The sequence below is a fragment of the Pseudalkalibacillus sp. R45 genome (genome assembly GCF_052246725.1).
Taxonomy (GTDB): Bacteria; Bacillota; Bacilli; order Bacillales; family Fictibacillaceae; genus Pseudalkalibacillus.
The window spans coordinates 90,046-110,101 of sequence record NZ_JBQQCL010000004.1 but is presented as its reverse complement, the minus strand read 5'-3'; the positions used below and the strand labels follow the sequence as shown (position 1 = coordinate 110,101).

Annotated in this window: 18 protein-coding genes; all 18 read left to right on the top strand. The window is 42.0% G+C overall.

The window, feature by feature from the left end:
- The first annotated feature begins 194 nt into the window (after window positions 1–194).
- The 18 genes from ACTWQL_RS09785 to dpaB all read left to right on the top strand — a co-directional run bounded on the left by ACTWQL_RS09785 (window position 195) and on the right by dpaB (window position 19,855).
- Complete coding sequence (locus ACTWQL_RS09785; protein ID WP_443142269.1) at window positions 195–4,490, top strand: PolC-type DNA polymerase III; 4,296 nt, start codon at window positions 195–197, stop codon at window positions 4,488–4,490.
- A 313-nt stretch (window positions 4,491–4,803) separates the two neighbouring features.
- Complete coding sequence (gene rimP, locus ACTWQL_RS09780) at window positions 4,804–5,274, top strand: ribosome maturation factor RimP (protein ID WP_443142268.1); 471 nt, start codon at window positions 4,804–4,806, stop codon at window positions 5,272–5,274.
- Between the two features lie 19 nt (window positions 5,275–5,293).
- Window positions 5,294–6,403: a transcription termination factor NusA gene (gene nusA / locus ACTWQL_RS09775; RefSeq protein WP_443142267.1), complete on the top strand. Its 1,110-nt coding sequence runs from the start codon at window positions 5,294–5,296 to the stop codon at window positions 6,401–6,403.
- Between the two features lie 15 nt (window positions 6,404–6,418).
- Entirely contained in the window at window positions 6,419–6,691 is a 273-nt protein-coding gene (gene rnpM, locus ACTWQL_RS09770) for an RNase P modulator RnpM (RefSeq protein ID WP_443142266.1), read from the top strand.
- Window positions 6,692–6,994 (top strand): YlxQ family RNA-binding protein, encoded by a 303-nt coding sequence (locus tag ACTWQL_RS09765; protein WP_221564408.1) that lies wholly within the window; start codon window positions 6,692–6,694, stop codon window positions 6,992–6,994.
- A 16-nt stretch (window positions 6,995–7,010) separates the two neighbouring features.
- Window positions 7,011–9,272: a translation initiation factor IF-2 gene (gene infB, locus ACTWQL_RS09760; RefSeq protein ID WP_443142265.1), complete on the top strand. Its 2,262-nt coding sequence runs from the start codon at window positions 7,011–7,013 to the stop codon at window positions 9,270–9,272.
- Window positions 9,269–9,547 (top strand): DUF503 domain-containing protein, encoded by a 279-nt coding sequence (locus ACTWQL_RS09755; RefSeq protein ID WP_221564414.1) that lies wholly within the window; start codon window positions 9,269–9,271, stop codon window positions 9,545–9,547. The genes infB and ACTWQL_RS09755 overlap by 4 nt, the downstream gene beginning before the upstream one ends.
- A 38-nt stretch (window positions 9,548–9,585) precedes the next feature.
- Window positions 9,586–9,936: a 30S ribosome-binding factor RbfA gene (rbfA, locus tag ACTWQL_RS09750; protein ID WP_443142264.1), complete on the top strand. Its 351-nt coding sequence runs from the start codon at window positions 9,586–9,588 to the stop codon at window positions 9,934–9,936.
- Between the two features lie 363 nt (window positions 9,937–10,299).
- Window positions 10,300–11,229, top strand: a complete 930-nt coding sequence (gene truB / locus ACTWQL_RS09745; protein WP_443142263.1) for a tRNA pseudouridine(55) synthase TruB — start codon at window positions 10,300–10,302, stop codon at window positions 11,227–11,229.
- Between the two features lie 8 nt (window positions 11,230–11,237).
- Complete coding sequence (gene ribF / locus ACTWQL_RS09740; protein ID WP_443142262.1) at window positions 11,238–12,179, top strand: bifunctional riboflavin kinase/FAD synthetase; 942 nt, start codon at window positions 11,238–11,240, stop codon at window positions 12,177–12,179.
- Between the two features lie 136 nt (window positions 12,180–12,315).
- Window positions 12,316–12,585, top strand: coding sequence for a 30S ribosomal protein S15 (gene rpsO, locus ACTWQL_RS09735; RefSeq protein ID WP_443142261.1), 270 nt, complete (start codon window positions 12,316–12,318; stop codon window positions 12,583–12,585).
- Between the two features lie 211 nt (window positions 12,586–12,796).
- Window positions 12,797–14,902 (top strand): polyribonucleotide nucleotidyltransferase, encoded by a 2,106-nt coding sequence (gene pnp, locus ACTWQL_RS09730; RefSeq protein WP_443142260.1) that lies wholly within the window; start codon window positions 12,797–12,799, stop codon window positions 14,900–14,902.
- A 311-nt stretch (window positions 14,903–15,213) separates the two neighbouring features.
- Window positions 15,214–15,414: a hypothetical protein gene (locus tag ACTWQL_RS09725; RefSeq protein WP_443142259.1), complete on the top strand. Its 201-nt coding sequence runs from the start codon at window positions 15,214–15,216 to the stop codon at window positions 15,412–15,414.
- Window positions 15,415–15,487: 73 nt separating this feature from the next.
- On the top strand, window positions 15,488–16,483 hold the full coding sequence (locus ACTWQL_RS09720; RefSeq protein WP_443142258.1) for a polysaccharide deacetylase family protein: 996 nt from the start codon (window positions 15,488–15,490) through the stop codon (window positions 16,481–16,483).
- 101 nt (window positions 16,484–16,584) lie between these two features.
- The gene (locus ACTWQL_RS09715) at window positions 16,585–17,826 is read left to right on the top strand and encodes a M16 family metallopeptidase (RefSeq protein ID WP_443142257.1); all 1,242 of its coding nucleotides are present in this window, start codon (window positions 16,585–16,587) and stop codon (window positions 17,824–17,826) included.
- A 185-nt stretch (window positions 17,827–18,011) separates the two neighbouring features.
- Entirely contained in the window at window positions 18,012–18,272 is a 261-nt protein-coding gene (locus tag ACTWQL_RS09710; protein WP_443142256.1) for a YlmC/YmxH family sporulation protein, read from the top strand.
- Window positions 18,273–18,370: 98 nt separating this feature from the next.
- Window positions 18,371–19,252: a dipicolinic acid synthetase subunit A gene (gene dpaA / locus ACTWQL_RS09705; RefSeq protein ID WP_443142255.1), complete on the top strand. Its 882-nt coding sequence runs from the start codon at window positions 18,371–18,373 to the stop codon at window positions 19,250–19,252.
- An 18-nt stretch (window positions 19,253–19,270) separates the two neighbouring features.
- On the top strand, window positions 19,271–19,855 hold the full coding sequence (gene dpaB, locus ACTWQL_RS09700; protein ID WP_443142254.1) for a dipicolinate synthase subunit B: 585 nt from the start codon (window positions 19,271–19,273) through the stop codon (window positions 19,853–19,855).
- Window positions 19,856–20,056 lie beyond the last annotated feature (201 nt).

The following is a 20,056-nucleotide window of genomic DNA, read 5'->3' as shown; positions in this document are numbered from 1 at the left end:
TACATACTTGTAAATCGGGTATTGGTACAATGGAAAAGTACCACTCGTTTTTAGTTTGAGGCTCTGTTAAAGTACTTTGTTGATTTAAGTGAGTTTTGCGGCATTCCTGAGGAAAACTCGCGGAAAGCGAAGGAGTTTCGTGGAAATCAGCAATAAAAACGAACAAAGCCTAGTTTGAAAGGAGTCAAGACGAAATGGAAGACCTCGAAATTCGGAAACAACGATTGTCCTTGTTGCTTGAACAAATCGGTTTTCCTCAAGAGAAACTTTCTTTTTTTGAAGATGGATACTTGAAGAAGCTCTCCATTCAAAAGGAGCAGAAAAAATGGACGTTCCATATATTCATAACCTCACCTTTGCCATATGATGCTTATCAACTACTTGAGACATTAGTACAAAAAGCTTTCCACACCATTGCAAAAGCAAGTTGTGTTATACACTGCGATCAAAAAGAAATCTCAAGTGAATTATTTGAGGGCTATTGGAGTCCAGGTATCGAACAATTACAATCCCAAAATATGCCTGTCTTGGATATGCTATCAGGGAAGATACCTAGCCTTGAAGGAAATAAGGTCACAGTGAAAGTATCCAATGACGCACAGGCGATGCTTTTTCAAAGAAAACTTGGTCCATCTCTCGGTGCCGCCTTTAAAAAATATGGCTTCCCTACATTGAACTTCGAGACGAAAGTAGAACAGAATCAGGAAGATTATCAAAGGTTCGTTGAGCAGCGGGAGCAGGAAGATAAGACCAAAGTGATGGCCGCCATGATGGAGAAGGAAAAAGCGGAGAAGAAGCTTGAAAACGGAATTCGGAATGAAAAATTGAAGATCGGATACGGAATAAAAGATGAACCGGTGCAGATCCAATCAATCGTGGATGAAGAGAGAAAAATCACCGTCCAGGGTTACGTATTCGATGCTGAGACGAGGGAATTGAGAAGCGGCCGCGTCCTATTGACATTCAAGATAACGGATTATACGGATTCTTTGCTTATTAAAATGTTTTCGCGTGATAAGGAAGATATCCCAAGACTTCAATCCTTGAAGAAAGGGATGTGGGTAAAGGCACGTGGAGGAATCCAGAACGATACATTCGTAAGGGATCTCGTCATGATTGCGAATGATATTGAAGAGCTGCCACCAGTAGTCAGGAAGGATGAAGCACCTGAGGATGAAAAACGGGTTGAACTTCACCTTCATACACCGATGAGCCAGATGGATGCGATCAGCTCTACGTCTTCTCTCGTCGAACAGGCGGCGAAATGGGGGCATCCAGCAGTAGCAATCACAGATCATGCAGTCGTCCAATCCTATCCAGAGGCCTATTCTGCTGGCAAAAAACATGGAATAAAAATTTTGTATGGACTTGAGGCGAATCTTGTCGATGATGGCGTACCGATCGCTTATAACGATCAGCACAGACTGTTACAGGACGAAACATACGTTGTATTTGATGTAGAGACGACTGGCCTATCTGCTGTTTATAATAAAATCATTGAGCTAGCAGCGGTGAAAATCAGAAATGGGGAGATCGTCGACCGGTTTGAATCGTTTGCAAATCCACATCATCCTCTTTCAGCTACGACGATCGATTTGACTGGGATTACTGATGATATGGTGAACTCCGCTCCTGAGATCGAAGACGTGTTGAAGGATTTCCATGCTTTCATTGAAGATTCAATTTTAGTGGCTCATAATGCAAGTTTCGATATGGGATTCTTGAATGTCGGTTTCCGGAATGTTGGAATCGGTGATGCGCTAAACCCGGTGATCGATACCCTTGAACTTGGTAGATTCCTATATCCAGAGTTCAAGAACCATAGATTGAACACGCTGTGTAAGAAGTTCGATATCGAATTGACGCAGCATCACAGAGCGATTTACGATGCTGAAGCAACGGGTTATCTATTATTGAAAATGATCAAGGACAGTATCGAAAAAGGAATCACCTATCATGATGAATTCAATGATCACATGGGAGAAACCGGATTTGAACGGACACGCCCATCTCATTGTATTCTTCTTGCTAAAAACCAGGAAGGTCTGAAAAACATCTATAAACTGGTGACAGATTCCCATCTCAACTATTTTTATCGTACACCGAGAATACCTAGGTCCAAATTGAAGAAGCATCGCGATGGGATTTTAATCGGCTCAGGCTGTGATAAAGGTGAAGTTTTCGAAGGTATGATGCAGAAATCGCCAGAAGAAGTGGAAGAGATCGCTAAATTCTATGATTATCTTGAAGTGCAGCCAATCGGAAACTATGAACACCTCATAGAGAAAGAGCTAGTCCAGAATGAGCTTTCATTGAAAGAAATCATTAAAAATATCGTCAAACTTGGCGAAAAATTGGACAAACCGGTAGTTGCAACCGGGAATGTTCATTACCTTGATGAAACTGATAAGATATACCGGAAGATCCTGATTGGAAGTCAAGGAAATGCGAATCCTCTTAATAGGCAGAAGCTACCTGATGTCCATTTCCGGACAACCGTTGATATGCTTGAACAATTCGATTTTCTTGGCGAAGATACAGCAAAAAAGATTGTTGTTGAAGCAACACAAGCAATTGCAGAGCAAATCGAAGAAGTGAAGCCGATTCCGGATGATCTTTATACGCCAAAGATTGAAGGTGCGGATGATGAAATACGTAACATGAGTTATGGCCGTGCGCGAAGCATCTATGGAGAAGATCTTCCTAAATTGGTTGAAGATCGACTGGAAAAAGAGCTAAAGAGTATCATTGGTCATGGTTTTGCCGTCATCTACTTGATTTCTCAAAAACTCGTAAAGAGATCATTGAATGATGGCTATCTAGTCGGTTCTCGTGGATCCGTCGGCTCTTCATTCGTGGCGACGATGACGGAAATCACCGAGGTGAATCCGCTGCCGCCGCATTATGTTTGTCCATCCTGTAAACACTCTGTATTTTTTGATGATGGATCGGTAGGATCAGGGTTCGACCTTCCTGATAAACCATGTGAAAAATGTGGCACTGAATATACGAAAGATGGTCACGATATTCCATTTGAAACGTTCTTAGGGTTCAAAGGGGACAAAGTGCCTGATATCGATCTGAACTTCTCAGGCGAATATCAACCTCGAGCACATAACTATACGAAAGAACTGTTCGGGGAGGATTATGTATACCGTGCAGGGACGATCGGAACGGTAGCTGAGAAGACGGCCTATGGGTACGTCAAAGGGTATGCGTCTGATTACAATATCCATTACCGCTCAGCAGAAATCGACCGGCTTGTCAGTGGATGTACCGGTGTGAAAAGGACCACAGGGCAGCACCCAGGCGGTATCATCGTCGTACCTGATTACATGGATATTTTCGACTTTTGTCCGATTCAATTTCCAGCGGATGACAAGAAATCAGAATGGAAGACGACTCACTTTGACTTCCACTCCATCCATGACAACCTGTTGAAGCTGGATATTCTCGGGCATGATGATCCGACGGTTATAAGGATGCTCCAGGATCTGAGTGGTATCGATCCGAAAACGATTCCGACTGATGATGAAGAGGTCATGAAATTGTTCAGCGGAACCGAGGCTTTGGGAGTAACAGAGGAACAGATCATGTGTAAGACGGGAACTTACGGCATTCCAGAGTTCGGAACACGGTTCGTCCGGCAGATGCTTGAGGAGACGAAGCCAAGTACATTCTCCGAATTGGTGCAAATCTCAGGACTTTCCCATGGTACAGACGTATGGTTGAATAATGCGAATGAGTTGATCGCAAATGGAACATGTGAACTTAAAGATGTGATCGGCTGTCGTGACGATATCATGGTTTATCTAATATACAAAGGTCTCGAACCATCACTGGCATTCAAGATCATGGAATTCGTCCGTAAAGGGAAGGGTTTGCAGGATGAATGGATCGAAGAAATGAAAAAGAACGATGTCCCGGATTGGTACATTGAATCTTGTAAAAAGATCAAGTACATGTTCCCGAAAGCCCATGCTGCTGCATATGTGTTGATGGCAGTAAGAATCGCCTATTTCAAAGTTCACCATCCGATACTCTTCTATGCTGCATATTTCACTGTTCGTGCAGATGATTTTGATTTAGAAGTGATGGTGAGAGGATCTGCAGCGATCCGGCAACGTATTGAAGAAATCAACCAAAAGGGACTTGATGCTTCACCTAAGGAGAAGAGTTTGCTGACTGTGCTAGAGTTGGCTCTTGAGATGTGTGAACGCGGGTACGGCTTCAAAAAGGTAGACCTCTACCGCTCTTCTGCATCGGAATTCATCGTCGATGGAGATACGCTCATTCCACCGTTCAATGCGATACCAGGACTTGGGACGAATGCTGCGATCAACATCGTCAAAGCGAGAGAAGATGGCGAGTTCCTTTCGAAAGAAGATCTTCAGCAAAGAAGTAAGATTTCAAAAACTGTGATTCAATATTTAGAAGATCAAGGCTGTCTAGAGGGACTGCCGGATGCGAACCAGCTCTCGTTGTTCTAAGTTGCAATCCTGAACACGTTTATGGTATATTGAAATTGGAAATACTAGTGAATAGGTCGTCGGAAGGAGTGGGTGCCAACCCACTCTTTCCTTTATGTTTGATATCTTTTTCTAATGGCTCTGTTAAAGGACTGTGTGTTTTATAAAAAGCGAAACTTGCGACACTCCTGTCGGAAAAAGGGTTGCCGATCAGCCGCGGAAAGGGAGTAAATTTCGTTGGAATCAATAAAAAAACGAATAGAGCCAATCTATCAAGTATTCGAACAGCAAGAATTGAAGCAGAAAATGTCCCAGTGATAAAGGAGGGCCACAAATGAGTAAAAAGGTGACTGAGATAACGGAAGAACTCGTAACACCGATCTTAGAATCCATGGACCTTGAACTAGTAGACGTCGAGTTTGTCAAAGAGGGAAAGAACTGGTTTCTAAGGGTATACATCGATAGCGAAGATGGTGTGGATATTGAAGAATGTGGGAAAGTAAGTGAACAATTGAGTGAGAAATTGGACGAAGTCGATCCAATCTCCCAGGCTTACTTCCTTGAGGTATCCTCACCAGGTGTAGAGCGTCCTTTGAAAAAGGATGCAGACTTTCAAAAAGCAGTCGGCAAGCACGTACATGTCAAAACATATGAACAAATCGATGGCCAAAAAGAATTCGAAGGAACGCTCACTGCTTTTGATGGTGTAGAGCTTACTGTCGAAATTCGCGTGAAGACAAGAACGAAGGAAATCAAGGTACCGTATGACAAAGTTGCTAATGCACGTTTAGCGGTATCATTCTAATCATAAGGGGGAGAGTCCGATGAGCGATTTAATGGATGCGTTGACAGTACTTGAGAAGGAAAAGGGAATCAGTAAAGACGTAATTGTAGAAGCAATTGAGGCGGCATTGATTTCGGCTTACAAGCGAAATTTTCACCAAGCACAGAATGTCCGCGTTGATTTTAATCAAGATACGGGCAGTGTAAAAGTATTTGCAAGAAAGAATGTAGTGGAACAAGTGGAAGACAGCCGCCTGGAGATGTCGGTCGATCAAGCGAAGGAAATCAGTCCTCAATATGAAGAAGGGGATGTCGTAGAGCTTGAAGTGACACCGAAGGATTTTGGCCGTATAGCAGCACAGACTGCTAAACAAGTCGTCACTCAAAGAGTACGTGAAGCAGAACGTGGAATCATTTTTTCTGAATTCATCGATCGCGAAGAAGATATCATCACGGGTGTAGTGCAGCGGCAGGATCACCGTTTCATGTATGTTGATTTAGGTCGAGTCGAAGCGTTGCTGCCGACTACCGAACAAATCCAATCCGAATCTTATAAGACGAATGATCGGATCAAAGTATTCATCACAAAGGTCGAGAAGACGACAAAAGGACCACAGATTATGGTTTCAAGGACTCATCCAGGATTATTGAAGAGATTATTTGAGCTAGAAGTACCCGAAATCTATGATGGTACAGTTGAAATCAAATCAATATCACGTGAAGCTGGTGATCGTTCTAAAATATCCGTCCATGCAGAAGACCCGGAAGTAGATCCGGTCGGCTCTTGTGTCGGACCAAGAGGCCAGCGGGTACAAACGATCGTCAATGAGCTTCACGGAGAGAAGATTGATATTGTAAGATGGTCCAACGATCCTGTGGAATATGTCGCTAATGCTTTGAGCCCTTCAAAAGTGCTTGAAGTACAAGTGAATGAAGAGGAAAAGATGACCCGTGTCATCGTCCCTGATTATCAGCTTTCACTTGCAATTGGAAAACGTGGTCAGAATGCTAGATTAGCTGCCAAGTTGACTGGCTGGAAAATTGATATCAAGAGTGAGTCAGAAGCAGTTGAACAAGGTTTATATGACCCGGATAAACAACCTGAAGAGCCGGATTATGATGAAGTATATGACGAAGAACTGGAAGATTAAAAGGAGAGGGAAACGATGAAAAAGCGGAAAATACCGATGCGAAAGTGTATAGCTTGTCAAGAAAACAAGCAGAAGAAAGATTTGATTCGCATTGTCCGTACTCCTGAAGGAGTGGTTTCGATCGATCTTACCGGTAAAAAGTCAGGCAGAGGAGCTTACATTTGCAACGAGATCTCCTGTTTTGAATTGGCACAAAAGAAGAAAGCTTTCCAGAACCAACTTTCTGTCCAAGTTTCTGATACAGTATACGAAGAACTGAAAAGTCAAGTCAGTCAATCGGGGGATTAGATGAAATCATCATGGGAATCCCTATTAGGCTTAGCGAATAGAGCTGGAAAATGTGTATCTGGTGAAGAGTTGGTTGTCAAAGAAATACGTCAGCAACGTGCCAAAATGATCTTGCTTGCAGAAGATGCATCCGCCAATACAAGGAAAAAGCTGATAGATAAGTGTTCATACTATCAAGTTCCTTATTATATAGTGCCGAACCGATATGAGTTGGGTAACGCAATTGGGAAAGAACAACGGGTAACCGTTGCTGTGATCGATAATGGATTTGCAGAAAAGTTGAAGAAATTAATCGATCAATAATTTTGGGGGTGACCAAATGAGTAAGATGCGCGTTTATGAATATGCAAAGAAACAAAACGTTCAAAGTAAAGATGTTATTCAAAAATTGAAGACTATGAATATAGAAGTCACAAATCATATGTCAACGATTGAAGATTCCACAGTAACTAAATTGGATCAAGCATTCAGTCCTAATAAAGGTCAGAAGAAAGACCAGAAACCGAATAAACCATCCAATAAACCTATGAATCAATCGGACAGCAGACAAAAAGGAAAAACGACCGACAACAATCAGAATCAGCAACAGTCTGGTAATCGTCCGAACAATCGTGGTGGAAATAAACCGAATGCCAACAATTCTAATAAACCGAACCGCGGCAATAACCCTAATGCAAACCGTGGGCAGAACCGTCCAGGAGGACAAAATCGTCCTGGCGGGCAGAATCGTCCAGGAGGACAAAACCGTCCAAAAGGAAAAGGACGTAACAATCGTCCAGCTGCGAATCAACAACAGCAGCCGAAGAGAGAACAGCCGAAACCGAAAATGCCTGAAAAGATCACTTTTGAAGGTTCTTTGACTGTCGGTGAACTCGCTAAGAAACTTCATATTGAAACATCTGAAATCATCAAAAAGCTGATGGGATTAGGTGTAATGGCGACGATCAACCAGGAGCTTGACAAAGAAACGATCGAGCTGGTTGCCTCTGATTTTAACGTTGAAGTTGAAGAAGAAATTATCATTGACGAAACGAACTTCGAGGAAAATGAAATTGAAGAAGATGAAAGTAAACTCTCTATCCGTCCACCAGTCGTGACGATTATGGGACACGTTGACCACGGAAAAACGACGTTGCTTGATTCAATCCGTAAAACAAAAGTAGCTGCAGGAGAAGCTGGTGGAATCACTCAGCATATCGGTGCCTATCAGATCGAAGAAAATGGTAAACCGATTACATTCCTAGATACACCAGGACACGCAGCATTCACAACAATGCGTGCTCGTGGTGCACAAGTTACGGATATTACCATCCTGGTTGTAGCAGCTGATGATGGCGTCATGCCTCAAACGATTGAGGCGATCAACCATGCAAAAGCAGCAGAAGTCCCGATCATCGTAGCAGTGAACAAGATGGATAAAGAAGGGGCAAACCCAGATCGCGTCATGCAGGAATTGACTGAACATGAATTGATTCCTGAGGATTGGGGCGGCGACACGATTTTCGTCAAACTTTCAGCTATCAATGGAGAAGGAATCGATGACCTTCTTGAAATGGTTCTTCTCGTAGCAGAGGTGGAAGAGCATAAGTCGAATCCAGACCGTTTTGCCAATGGTACAGTAATTGAGGCACAACTAGATAAAGGCCGCGGTCCTGTCGCTACACTTCTTGTACAAGGCGGTACGCTTGAAGTCGGTGACCCGATCGTCGTCGGAAATACGTTCGGACGGGTACGTGCAATGGTCAACGACCTTGGACGCCGTGTTAAAAAAGTTGGTCCATCGACACCTGTTGAAATCACCGGGTTGAATGATGTCCCAAATGCAGGGGATCAATTCCGAGTGTTCAAGGATGAGAAAAAAGCCCGTGCAATTGGTGAAGCCCGTGCGAAAAGACAAATTGAGCAACAGCGAAAAGAAAGCTCGAAGCTTAATCTGGATGATCTATTTGAGCAGATCAAGGAAGGCGACATCAAGGAAATCAACGTCATCCTCAAAGCAGATGTTCAAGGTTCTGTCGAAGCTCTCGCAGGTTCATTAAGAAAGATCGATGTGGAAGGTGTCAAGGTTAAAATCATTCATACTGGTGTAGGTGCGATTGCAGAATCTGACATCATCCTTGCATCAGCGTCAAATGCGATTATCATCGGCTTCAATGTACGTCCAGATAACAACGCGAAACGTACAGCAGAAGCTGAAAAAGTGGATATCCGATTGCATAGGATCATCTATAATGTGATTGATGAAATCGAATCTGCGATGAAAGGTATGCTTGATCCTGTCTATCAAGAGAAAGTGATTGGGCAAGTTGAAGTCCGTGCGACTTTCAAAGTTTCCAAAGTAGGAACCATTGCTGGTTGTTACGTAACTGAAGGAAAAATCACTCGTGATTCAGGTGTCCGTCTTGTTCGTGACGGTGTTGTCGTATTTGAAGGGGAAGTCGATACACTGAAACGATTCAAGGATGATGCGAAGGAAGTAGCAACTGGTTATGAGTGTGGTATAACATTGGAGAAATTCAACGATATTAAAGAAGGCGACGTTATCGAAGCCTATGTGATGGAAGAGGTTAAACCGAAATGATTGGAAGTTTGAAGTGTGAGTGTCATATACATGATGCTCACTCTTTGAAAGAAAAACGTTCGGTAGTCAAAAAAGTGATCCAGCGGCTGAAACAGCAGTTTAATGTTGCTGTAGCAGAGACGGATTTTCATGAGCTGTGGCAACGATTTGAAATTGGAATCGTGACCATTTCCAAAGATAAGCAAATGGTCGAAAAAGAATTACAGCAAGTTATGAAATATCTGGACCGCTTTGATGAGTTTGAAATCACAAATTATGAGACCGAATTATTATAAGAAACCTTCGCCTAAAAAGGCGGAATGAGGTGTTTTTTATGAGCAATGTACGTGCAAACCGCGTAGCAGAGCAGATGAAAAAAGAACTTGGCGAAATCATCGGCCAGAAGATCAAGGACCCTAGAGTAGGTTTTGTAACGGTCACCGCTGTTGAAGTGACTGGAGATCTTCAACAAGCAACCATCTTCATCTCTGTTTTCGGAGACGAAGAAGAGAAAGCGAATACACTTGCCGGACTCGCAAAAGCGACAGGGTTCATCCGTTCAGAAATTGGGAAACGGATCCGTTTGAGAAAAACACCAGAAATTCTCTTCGAATTTGACCATTCGATTGAATATGGCAACCGGATTGAGACCATTCTGGATGAAATCAATGATAACAGAGATTAAAGGTAAGAGGGATTGCCCTGGGTTTGGAGTCTGAATTCCGAAGAAAACGAGCAGCTATTCATGTGTGTTCGTATCATAGGATGGACCAGACTGCCGGGACAGTCCCATTTTTCTTCTCAGATGCCAGAGAACAATATTTAGAGGACACCAGGGACCTTATTTGGAGCAAATCACCACGTTTTACAAAAATAGAGGACACCAGAGACCTTATTTAGTGAAAATCATGTACAAATGACCGATTTATACAGCAATAACGGAACAGATGTCCTCTAATTTTTAAAATCAACGCTTTTAGTCACACATAGCGGAACAGTTGTCCTCTAATTTTTCACAACCATGCTACTCTGATAAGGAAGTGCGTGTATGATAATAACAACAGATGGAATTATCCCTTTACATAAACAAGCAGGAATGACTTCTCACGATTGTGTCGTAAAGCTTCGCAAAATCCTGCGAACAAAACGTGTTGGTCATACGGGTACCTTAGACCCATCCGTTTCAGGTGTACTCCCGATTTGTATAAATCGCGCTACAAAAGTGGCTGAATATATGAGTGCATATGATAAGACATACGAAGCAACGGTCGCTGTGGGTACAGCAACTACAACCGAAGATCAAACTGGAGAAATCATAGAGTCTTCCAGACCAGAACTGTTCAGTAAAGACGAAGTGAAGGCAGTATTGCAATCATTTGAAGGCGAAATCGAACAAATTCCACCGATGTATTCAGCTGTCAAAATCAAAGGTAAAAAATTATATGAGTACGCTAGAGAAGGGATTACCATTGAAAGACCCTCTCGAACGATACGGATTGTACAAGTAAAGCTTTTGAGCCTACCAGAACGAAATGAAGTTAACGGTAATGTGGAATTCAAAATCAGAGTGACGTGCAGCAAGGGTACTTATATCCGTACATTGGCAGTCGATATTGGCAAAGCATTAGGTTATCCAGCACATATGTCATCTTTGGTACGGACACAGTCTGGACCGTTCTCTATACAAGATGCCGTTACACTTGAGGAACTCGAGCATGTTGTTGAGGCGGGAAATCTTTCTGATGTTTTATTGCCGATTGAGAAAGCATTATCAATCTTTCCATCTGTAACGGTATCTTATGCAGTGGAACAAAAAATCCTTAATGGATCTTTACTTGAAGAAACGAAAGAACTTTCCAATCCCAGGACTGCCGTTTATAATGGACAAGGAGAGTGCCTCGCAATCTATAAACCACATCCTGAACGCCAGGGATGGGTTAAACCTGAGAAAGTACTTAAAATTCAAAACAGAACTTAGGTGGTAATTTGAAAACGTATAGGATTGACCACACCCAATTGGACCACTTGAAAGGGTCGCCGTCTGCAATGGCTATCGGATATTTTGATGGAATACATTTAGGTCATCAAAAAGTCATCATGGCTGCAAAGCATATTGCAGATGAAGCAGGATTGGACTCGGCGGTCATGACATTCGACCCTCATCCATCTGTTGTCTTAGGCAGGGAACAGACGGAAAAAGCGCATATTACACCAATTGAAGATAAACGGTCCTTGATTGAAGCCATGGGAATCGACCGATTATATATTGTGAATTTCAGCAAAGCATTCGCATCACTTACACCACAACAATTTGTAGATGATTTCATTATCGGTCTCAATGTAAAACATGTCGTTGCTGGATTCGATTTTTCATTTGGCAAAAAAGGTGAAGGGACGATGGAAACACTACCGTTCCATTCAAGAGACCAATTCAAACATTCCGTTGTCGATAAAGTAGCGGTCGATGATGAAAAAGTGAGCTCCACATTGATCCGGATATTGATCCGGAGCGGTGAAGTCGAGAAAATTCCTAAATACTTAGGCCGAAGGTATTCCATTAAAGGCACTGTCATTCACGGTGATCATCGCGGTCATACGATCGGTTTTCCGACAGCCAATATTGAACCAGCCGATTCTTATATCTTACCAGAAATTGGGGTCTATGCTGTCCGGATGGAAGTGAATGGGAAATGGTATGAGGGTGTATGTAATGTCGGCTATAAACCGACCTTCAATGATGAAAAACCAGAAAACCCAAGTGTAGAAGTTCATTTGTTTTCATTTGATTCATCCATTTATGGAGAAGCTGTTGAAGTTGAATGGCACCACAACATTCGCAAAGAAAAGAAATTCTCTTCAATCGATGAATTGAAAGGACAGATTTCAAAGGATATTTACGCGGCAACACAAATTTTTCACAAACCGTGAATGTTCTTGACTTGCATTTACACTCGAAAAAAGGTATTCTTGTAGTTGTACAAATTGTACAGAACCACTTCTTGGCACAGCGATTCACCGACGCTTGCTAGGAGGATGGGGATCAATAGAAAAGGAGGTGAAGAGGATGGCTATTTCACAAGAGCGTAAAAACGACTTAATAACAGAGTACAAGACTCATGATAATGATACTGGTTCTCCAGAAGTACAGATTGCTATCCTGACTGAGCAAATTAACGAATTGAACGATCATTTACGTACACACAAAAAAGATCACCACTCTCGTCGTGGTCTGCTGAAAATGGTTGGTAAACGACGTAATTTGTTGACGTACTTACGTAAGAAGGATGTAACACGTTACCGTACTCTTATTAACAAACTTGGTTTACGTCGATAGTTCACAAAAAGCGGGTGTTACACCCGCTTTTTTATTAGCTTTAAAAAGGGACAGTGCCGAACATAAAGTGTCAGACACCTCAAACATTCCATTATGTTATGAAGTAAGTGTCCGAGTTAGCTTTATTAGCTTTTTGAATATATACTTTTGGGTTATACTAGAACAAGACAACCAATAATTTTATGTAAGTTTGAGAGGAGTTCTCTGAGAAATGGAGCAAAACAAGCATGTTTATTCCATCGATTGGGCTGGGCGGAAGCTTACCCTTGAAATTGGAAACTTAGCTAAACAGGCTAACGGCGCAGTTATGGTCCGCTATGGCGACACAGCGGTTCTTTCAACAGCTACAGCCTCCAAAGAACCAAAAAATCTGAGCTTTTTCCCACTGACTGTCAATTACGAAGAAAGATTATATGCTGTCGGTAAAATTCCAGGTGGCTTCATCAAGCGTGAGGGAAGACCAAGTGAAAAAGCAACGTTAGCTTCCCGTCTTATCGATCGTCCGATCCGGCCGTTATTCGCTGATGGCTTCAGAAATGAAGTTCAAGTCGTCAGTACCGTCATGAGTGTCGATCAGGATTGTTCATCCGAGATGGCCGCTATGTTCGGTTCCTCACTCGCTTTGACGATTTCGGATATTCCATTCGAAGGACCGATTGCTGGTGTCACAGTAGGAAGGATTGACGGTGAATTCGTCATCAACCCGACTGTGGAGCAAAAAGAACAAAGCGACATCAACCTTGTGGTAGCAGGTACGAAATATGCAATCAACATGGTGGAAGCAGGTGCTGACGAAGTTCCAGAAGAAGTGATGCTTGAAGGAATCATGTTTGGTCACGAAGAAATCAAACGTCTAATCGCCTTCCAGGAAAAGATTTCTGAAGAAGTCGGTAAAGAGAAAATGGAAGTGCAATTGCACCAGCTTGATGCAGATCTTACTGCAGAAGTAAGTGCGCATTTCCTGGATGAAATAAAAGAAGCAGTAAAAGTGATTGAAAAGCATGCGCGTCAAGACGCATTAGATTCTATCACTGAAAAAGTCCTTGTGAAATATGAAGAAGATGAAGAAAAAGCTGCTGAAGCTAAAGAAATCTTACATACGCTCATCAAACAAGAGGTACGTCGCCTCATTTTGAAGGACAAGATGCGTCCTGATGGCCGTAAGATTGATGAAATCCGTCCACTTTCTTCTGAGGTCGGTCTGTTGCCAAGAACTCACGGTTCCGGGTTGTTCACACGTGGACAGACACAAGCACTCAGCATCTGTACACTTGGAGCATTAGGAGATGTACAGGTACTTGATGGACTTGATATGGAAGAATCAAAACGGTTCATGCACCATTATAATTTCCCTCCATTCAGTGTAGGAGAAACTGGATTCATGCGCGGTCCAGGCCGTCGTGAAATCGGCCATGGAGCCTTAGGAGAACGTGCACTCGAGGTTGTAATCCCATCTGAAGAAGAATTTCCTTACACGATCCGTCTCGTTAGTGAAGTACTAGAATCTAACGGGTCTACTTCACAAGCAAGTATTTGTGCGAGTACATTAGCGATGATGGATGCTGGAATTCCGCTTAAGGCACCAGTCGCTGGAATCGCAATGGGGCTGATCAGTGATGGAGAAGATGTTACAGTACTTACTGACATCCAGGGCATGGAAGACTTCTTAGGTGATATGGACTTTAAGGTAGCAGGTACTAAGGAAGGTGTCACTGCACTTCAAATGGATATCAAGATTTCCGGGATCAACCGTGAAATTTTACAAGAAGCATTATTCCAGGCTAAAGAAGGCAGGATGAAGATTTTAGATTCGATGCTAAGTACATTAGCAGAGCCAAGAACAGAACTTTCTTCATATGCACCTAAAATCCTCACGATGAAAATCAAGTCAGATAAAATCCGTGACGTCATCGGACCAAGCGGTAAGATTATCAACAAGATCATTGAAGAGACCGGTGTTAAGATCGATATTGAGCAGGATGGAACCATTTTCATTGCTTCAACTGATGAAGCGATGAATAGAAAAGCAAAAGAAACGATTGAAGATATTGTCCGTGAAGTCGAGGTAGGAGAAATCTATCTTGGAAAGGTAAAACGCATTGAAAAGTTCGGTGCTTTTGTTGAACTGTTCAGTGGAAAAGATGGACTTGTCCATATTTCTGAACTTGCAATGGAACGGATTCCTAAGGTGGAAGATGTTGTGAAGCTTGGTGATGAAATACTTGTAAAAGTAACAGAAATCGATAACCAGGGACGAGTGAACCTTTCGCGTAAAGCTGTTTTGAAAGAACAAAAGAAAGAACAAGAACAAAAGTAAGAGACGGATTCATGATCCGCCTCTTTTTTTTATGCTTTGGCTGGTTATCGCAAACTTTGTTGCTCTTGCACTTAAAGAAAGTATAAAATACTTTCTTCAGTATAAGGGCAACTAAGGCTCGACCTACAAAAGGCTTGGTCTCGCCAAGTTTTCTTTAAAAGTCGTTGATTTCCGCTCCAGGATGCTCGCTTTCCTCGGGGCATGCGGTGAGCCCACTCGTTGCCTTGCAACCTCAGGAGTCTCCTTTTCAAGGAAGCATTTGTGCTCCTGCGTCTACAAGAAAGTCCTGTCGAAGCGAGCTTCCTCGTCGCATGCCTTGCGAGGAGATCATTCAGGTAGTAGGCACGCAAATCCCGCAGGACAAGGAAAGCATCGGCAGCGTTACATCGCACGAAGAAAATGTGATTTTCATTTTCGAGGAGTCTCGCACCCTGCTCTCCAAACAACTACTTGCACAAGGTGAGTTTTTAAAAATGACTCTTATCATCTATTCCACTCTAAAATGGCTATAACATTTACATTCCCTATACGTTCTACCCTGTCCTATCCTATCATACGTTAACTATTGAAAGGGGTGGATCGTAGGTGAAGGAATACAAGCCGTTCATTATAATAACCATCATATTATTGATTTCCTTAATCAGTGTTCAGAACCCGCCTTCACATCGTTATATTTCGACGTTAAAAGAAGCAGCTTTCACCACATCTACAATACAATTGTCCGATGCAGGACCGTTATTGGATCAGATCAAGCTTTTCGCTAGCCAACATGATATCAAGCCTGTGGATGCGCGGATTGACCCTGTTTGGAAAGCGATTCCAGGTTATAACGGTCTATCTGTGGATATTGACGCCTCTTACGACCGTATGAAGAAGAAAAAAGAATATAATGAATCAATGATCGTTTACAAACAGACGAAACCTAAAGTATCACTGGAGGATCTTCCGCCATCACCAATCTACAAAGGGAACCCGAACAAACCGATGGTCACTTTCTTGATCAATGTGGCTTGGGGGAATGAATTCCTTCCACAAATGCTGGAAACGCTGAGAGAACATAAAATTCATACAACCTTCTTTTTGGATGGATCATGGGTGAAGAAAAATCAGGATTTGGCGAAAGTCATCTACGAGGAAGGACATGAAATCGGTAATCATGCCTATACACATCCTGATATGAAATCTTTAACTAATAAACGTATTCAAGAGGAAATTCATAAAACAAATGAAATCATCCAAAGTACATTGGACGTTACCCCAAAATGGTTTGCTCCTCCAAGTGGTAGTTATCGGATGGATGTTGTTGAAATCGCATCCACAATGGATATGCATACGATTCTGTGGTCAGTGGATACAGTAGATTGGAGAAAGCCTGCTCCTGATGAAATGGCAAAACGGGTTGTAAACAAAATCCATCCAGGTGCCATGGTTCTAATGCATCCCACATCATCAACTGCAAAAGGCCTAGAGCAAATGATACAAGGAATACGTGCTAAAGGGTACTCAATCGGTACAGTGTCACAGATGATGAGCGAAAAAAGACTTGTTAAAACAAATCAGATTGGCGAGACTGACAAATAATTGTCGAATATAGGCTTAAATGGTATAGTGGTTTTATAATAAGTATAAGTACCAAAATACCTACATAATTTGCCTGTTTGACAATTTAGGAGGAAAAAAGTTTGATAACAAAACATACGTGCAAGAATGGTGTGCGAATCGTAACAGAAAACATTCCTAGCGTAAGATCGGTTGCAATCGGTATATGGATCGGCACGGGCTCTCGTTTTGAAACCAAAGATAATAATGGGATCTCCCACTTCTTAGAGCATATGTTCTTTAAAGGTACGAAAACGAGGAATGCAAGAGAAATTGCAGAATCATTCGATAGTATTGGTGGTCAAGTGAACGCCTTCACATCAAAAGAATATACATGCTACTATGCAAAAGTTCTGGACAATCATGCATCTCATGCGTTGGAAACGCTATCGGATATGTTCTTCAATTCCACATTTGACGAAGATGAGCTTTTAAAAGAAAAGAATGTCGTACTTGAAGAAATCAAAATGTATGAAGATACACCTGATGACATCGTCCATGATCTTTTGAGCCAGGCGACTTACAGCCATCACCCTTTGGCATATCCAATCCTTGGGACGGAAGATACACTGAATACGTTCAATGGGGATGCATTACGGGCCTATATGAATGAGTTTTACACACCCGATAATGTCGTGATTTCAATTGCGGGGAATGTAGATGATTCATTTATTGATGAAGTCGAAAAATATTTCGGGAGTTTTACAGCTTCCAACAACAAACCACAAGCACAGAAACCGGCGTTCTGTACAGAAAAGAAAGCACGCAAAAAAAAGACAGAACAAGCACATCTGTGTATTGGTTATGAGGGATTGCCAGTAGGTGATAAGAGTATATTCGACTTAATCATCATCAATAACATCTTCGGAGGAAGCATGAGCAGCAGGTTGTTCCAAGAAGTGAGGGAACAGCGTGGTTTAGCATACTCAGTGTTTTCATATCACTCAGCTCATTTGGATACCGGCGTCTTCAACATTTATGCTGGAACAGCACCAGGACAGTTGGACGAAGTGTATGATACGATTTCCAATATCATCGGTACATTGAAGGAAACGGGTGTTACTGAAAAAGAAGTAGCCAACAGCAAAGAGCAGATCAAAGGAAGTTTGATGCTCAGTCTTGAAAGTACGAATAGCCGAATGAGCAGGAACGGGAAACATGAATTGCTCTTGAGGAAGCATCGGTCTCTTGATGAAATTTTACAAAGTATTGATAACGTTTATAAAGAGAACGTCGACAAGCTAATCCGAAAAATTTTCACAGATGACTTTTCAAGCTCTCTCATCAGTCCGAGCGGGCAATTTCCGAAAAACTTTCCGAATTAAAATAAATGGGGGGACTCCAGAGTCGCCTCATTTTTTCTATTGCGGCAACCTGTCCCACAATAGTTTTTTTACCCTATGCTAAACAAACACCCGGAGGTTCCTTCTTTTCTTCGTTTATTTGTGGTTCGACTTTTTATCCCTACATATATATAGAATGATAAGCGAAAATAGGAGGGGAACCCCAAATGAGGTTAAGTGAAATTTTAGGAAAAGAAATCATCGATTATACGAAGGGCGAGAAACTTGGTATATTGACCTATGCTGAGTTCATCATAGATGAAAATGCTGGGTATATACATACGCTGGAAATTCCATTGAAGGAATGGAACGGGTTGCGAAAAAGAAAATCAATCATACAATTTAAGTGGAATAAGATTTACCGAGTGGGTGAAGAAACAATTCTAGTGGACCCCTCAGAAGCGGATGTCCAAACCGAATATAAATAATCACCATGAAAGTATCTTCTTCATATGATGTTGAAGAATCAGCACTCAAGTATTATTATTCCTCCGTTATTAATGACGAATGAGAAAGGGGAGGAAGGATGTTAACAGGAATTAAAGCGGCGATCATTGGCGGCGATGCAAGGCAGCTGGAAGTAATCAGAAAACTGGCTGCATTGAACGCCAGTCTGTATTTAGTAGGATTCGATCAATTGGACCATGGATTCACTGGAGCAACTAAAATGGATTTAGATGACTTGCCTTTAGGAGAATTGGATGCATTGATCCTACCGGTGAACGGCAGTGGCCCGGATGGAGAGATTGATACGATTTTTTCGAATAAAAAAATTAAATTCACAGAGGAAATCTTACAAAAAACAAAACCATCATGTACCGTATTTTCTGGTATAACCAATCCTTATTTGACGAAATGCACATCGAATGCGAACAAAAAACATATCAAGTTATTTGAACGTGACGATGTTGCTATCTATAATGCCATCCCTACTGTCGAAGGTACGATCATGATGGTCATCCAGCACACTGATTTTACGATCCATCAATCAAATATTATGGTATTGGGCTTTGGTCGAGTAGGATTCTCAGTAGCACGGACATTTGCTAATCTTGGAGCCAACGTATCTGTTGGTGCACGAAGATCTGAACATATCGCTCGAATCACTGAAATGGGCTTCAAGCCATTTTATCTCGATCAATTGGAAAATGAAGTAGAGTCGATCGATGTTTGCATCAATACAATCCCAGCACCAATCATCACTTCCAATGTCATTTCGAAAATGCCATCTCATACTTTGATCATCGACCTTGCTTCCAAGCCTGGAGGTACGGATTTTCGTTTTGCTGAAAAGAGAGGGATCAAAGCATTGCTAGCTCCAGGATTACCGGGTATTGTCGCTCCAAAGACAGCCGGTAAGATCATTGCGAATGTATTGACACAACTACTTATGGATGAAAGCAATTAAGGGGAAGGGGCAAGGAGAATGAAACTGGAAGGTAAACATATCGGATTTGGTTTGACAGGTTCGCACTGTACCTATGATGCAGTCGTTCCCCAAATCCAAAAGCTTGTTGACTCAGGGGCAAAGGTCACACCTTTTGTTACGTTTACAGTTCAGAACACGACAACAAGATTCGGAGAGGGAGAAGATTGGATCAAGAAGATCGAAGAAATCACCGGTAATGAAGTGGTTGATTCGATTGTCAAAGCTGAACCATTCGGTCCTAAAACGCCTCTCGACTGTATGGTCATCGCTCCATTGACAGGAAATTCGATCAGTAAATTTGCAAATGCAATGACAGATTCACCCGTGTTGATGGCTGCAAAAGCAACGATGAGGAACTTGAATCCGGTAGTATTAGGGATATCCACAAATGATGGACTCGGTCTAAACGGTGTGAATATCATGAGATTGATGGCTTCAAAGAACATCTATTTCATCCCATATGGTCAGGATTCACCACAAAATAAACCGAATTCATTGGTCGCACAAATGGAGTTATTGCCTGAAACTGTAGAGACTGCATTGGATGGTCAACAATTACAACCAGTTTTACGAATATATTAATGGAAGTATAAGCGCCACGACTGACAGTGTGCGTAGATTACTTCTCTAGAAAAATATACATTTTTGATGAAGAATTCTTACCTCTACAAACAATGATATGGTAAAATAAATGACAATATGACCAGAGATACAGGAGAAACCATGTTGTTTCTCCTTCTATCATTTTTAAATAACTATGTCGTTTAGCTTTATTATGCCGCT

Coding starts and splice junctions, on each gene's coding strand:
- nusA (WP_443142267.1), top strand. CDS start 5,294: ATGAGCGATTTAATGGATGCGTTGACAGTACTTGAGAAGGAAAAGGGA.
- ACTWQL_RS09785 (WP_443142269.1), top strand. CDS start 195: ATGGAAGACCTCGAAATTCGGAAACAACGATTGTCCTTGTTGCTTGAA.
- pnp (WP_443142260.1), top strand. CDS start 12,797: ATGGAGCAAAACAAGCATGTTTATTCCATCGATTGGGCTGGGCGGAAG.
- infB (WP_443142265.1), top strand. CDS start 7,011: ATGAGTAAGATGCGCGTTTATGAATATGCAAAGAAACAAAACGTTCAA.
- ACTWQL_RS09755 (WP_221564414.1), top strand. CDS start 9,269: ATGATTGGAAGTTTGAAGTGTGAGTGTCATATACATGATGCTCACTCT.
- ACTWQL_RS09725 (WP_443142259.1), top strand. CDS start 15,214: ATGCCTTGCGAGGAGATCATTCAGGTAGTAGGCACGCAAATCCCGCAG.
- dpaA (WP_443142255.1), top strand. CDS start 18,371: ATGTTAACAGGAATTAAAGCGGCGATCATTGGCGGCGATGCAAGGCAG.
- truB (WP_443142263.1), top strand. CDS start 10,300: ATGATAATAACAACAGATGGAATTATCCCTTTACATAAACAAGCAGGA.
- rnpM (WP_443142266.1), top strand. CDS start 6,419: ATGAAAAAGCGGAAAATACCGATGCGAAAGTGTATAGCTTGTCAAGAA.
- dpaB (WP_443142254.1), top strand. CDS start 19,271: ATGAAACTGGAAGGTAAACATATCGGATTTGGTTTGACAGGTTCGCAC.
- ACTWQL_RS09765 (WP_221564408.1), top strand. CDS start 6,692: ATGAAATCATCATGGGAATCCCTATTAGGCTTAGCGAATAGAGCTGGA.
- ACTWQL_RS09710 (WP_443142256.1), top strand. CDS start 18,012: ATGAGGTTAAGTGAAATTTTAGGAAAAGAAATCATCGATTATACGAAG.
- rbfA (WP_443142264.1), top strand. CDS start 9,586: ATGAGCAATGTACGTGCAAACCGCGTAGCAGAGCAGATGAAAAAAGAA.
- rpsO (WP_443142261.1), top strand. CDS start 12,316: ATGGCTATTTCACAAGAGCGTAAAAACGACTTAATAACAGAGTACAAG.
- rimP (WP_443142268.1), top strand. CDS start 4,804: ATGAGTAAAAAGGTGACTGAGATAACGGAAGAACTCGTAACACCGATC.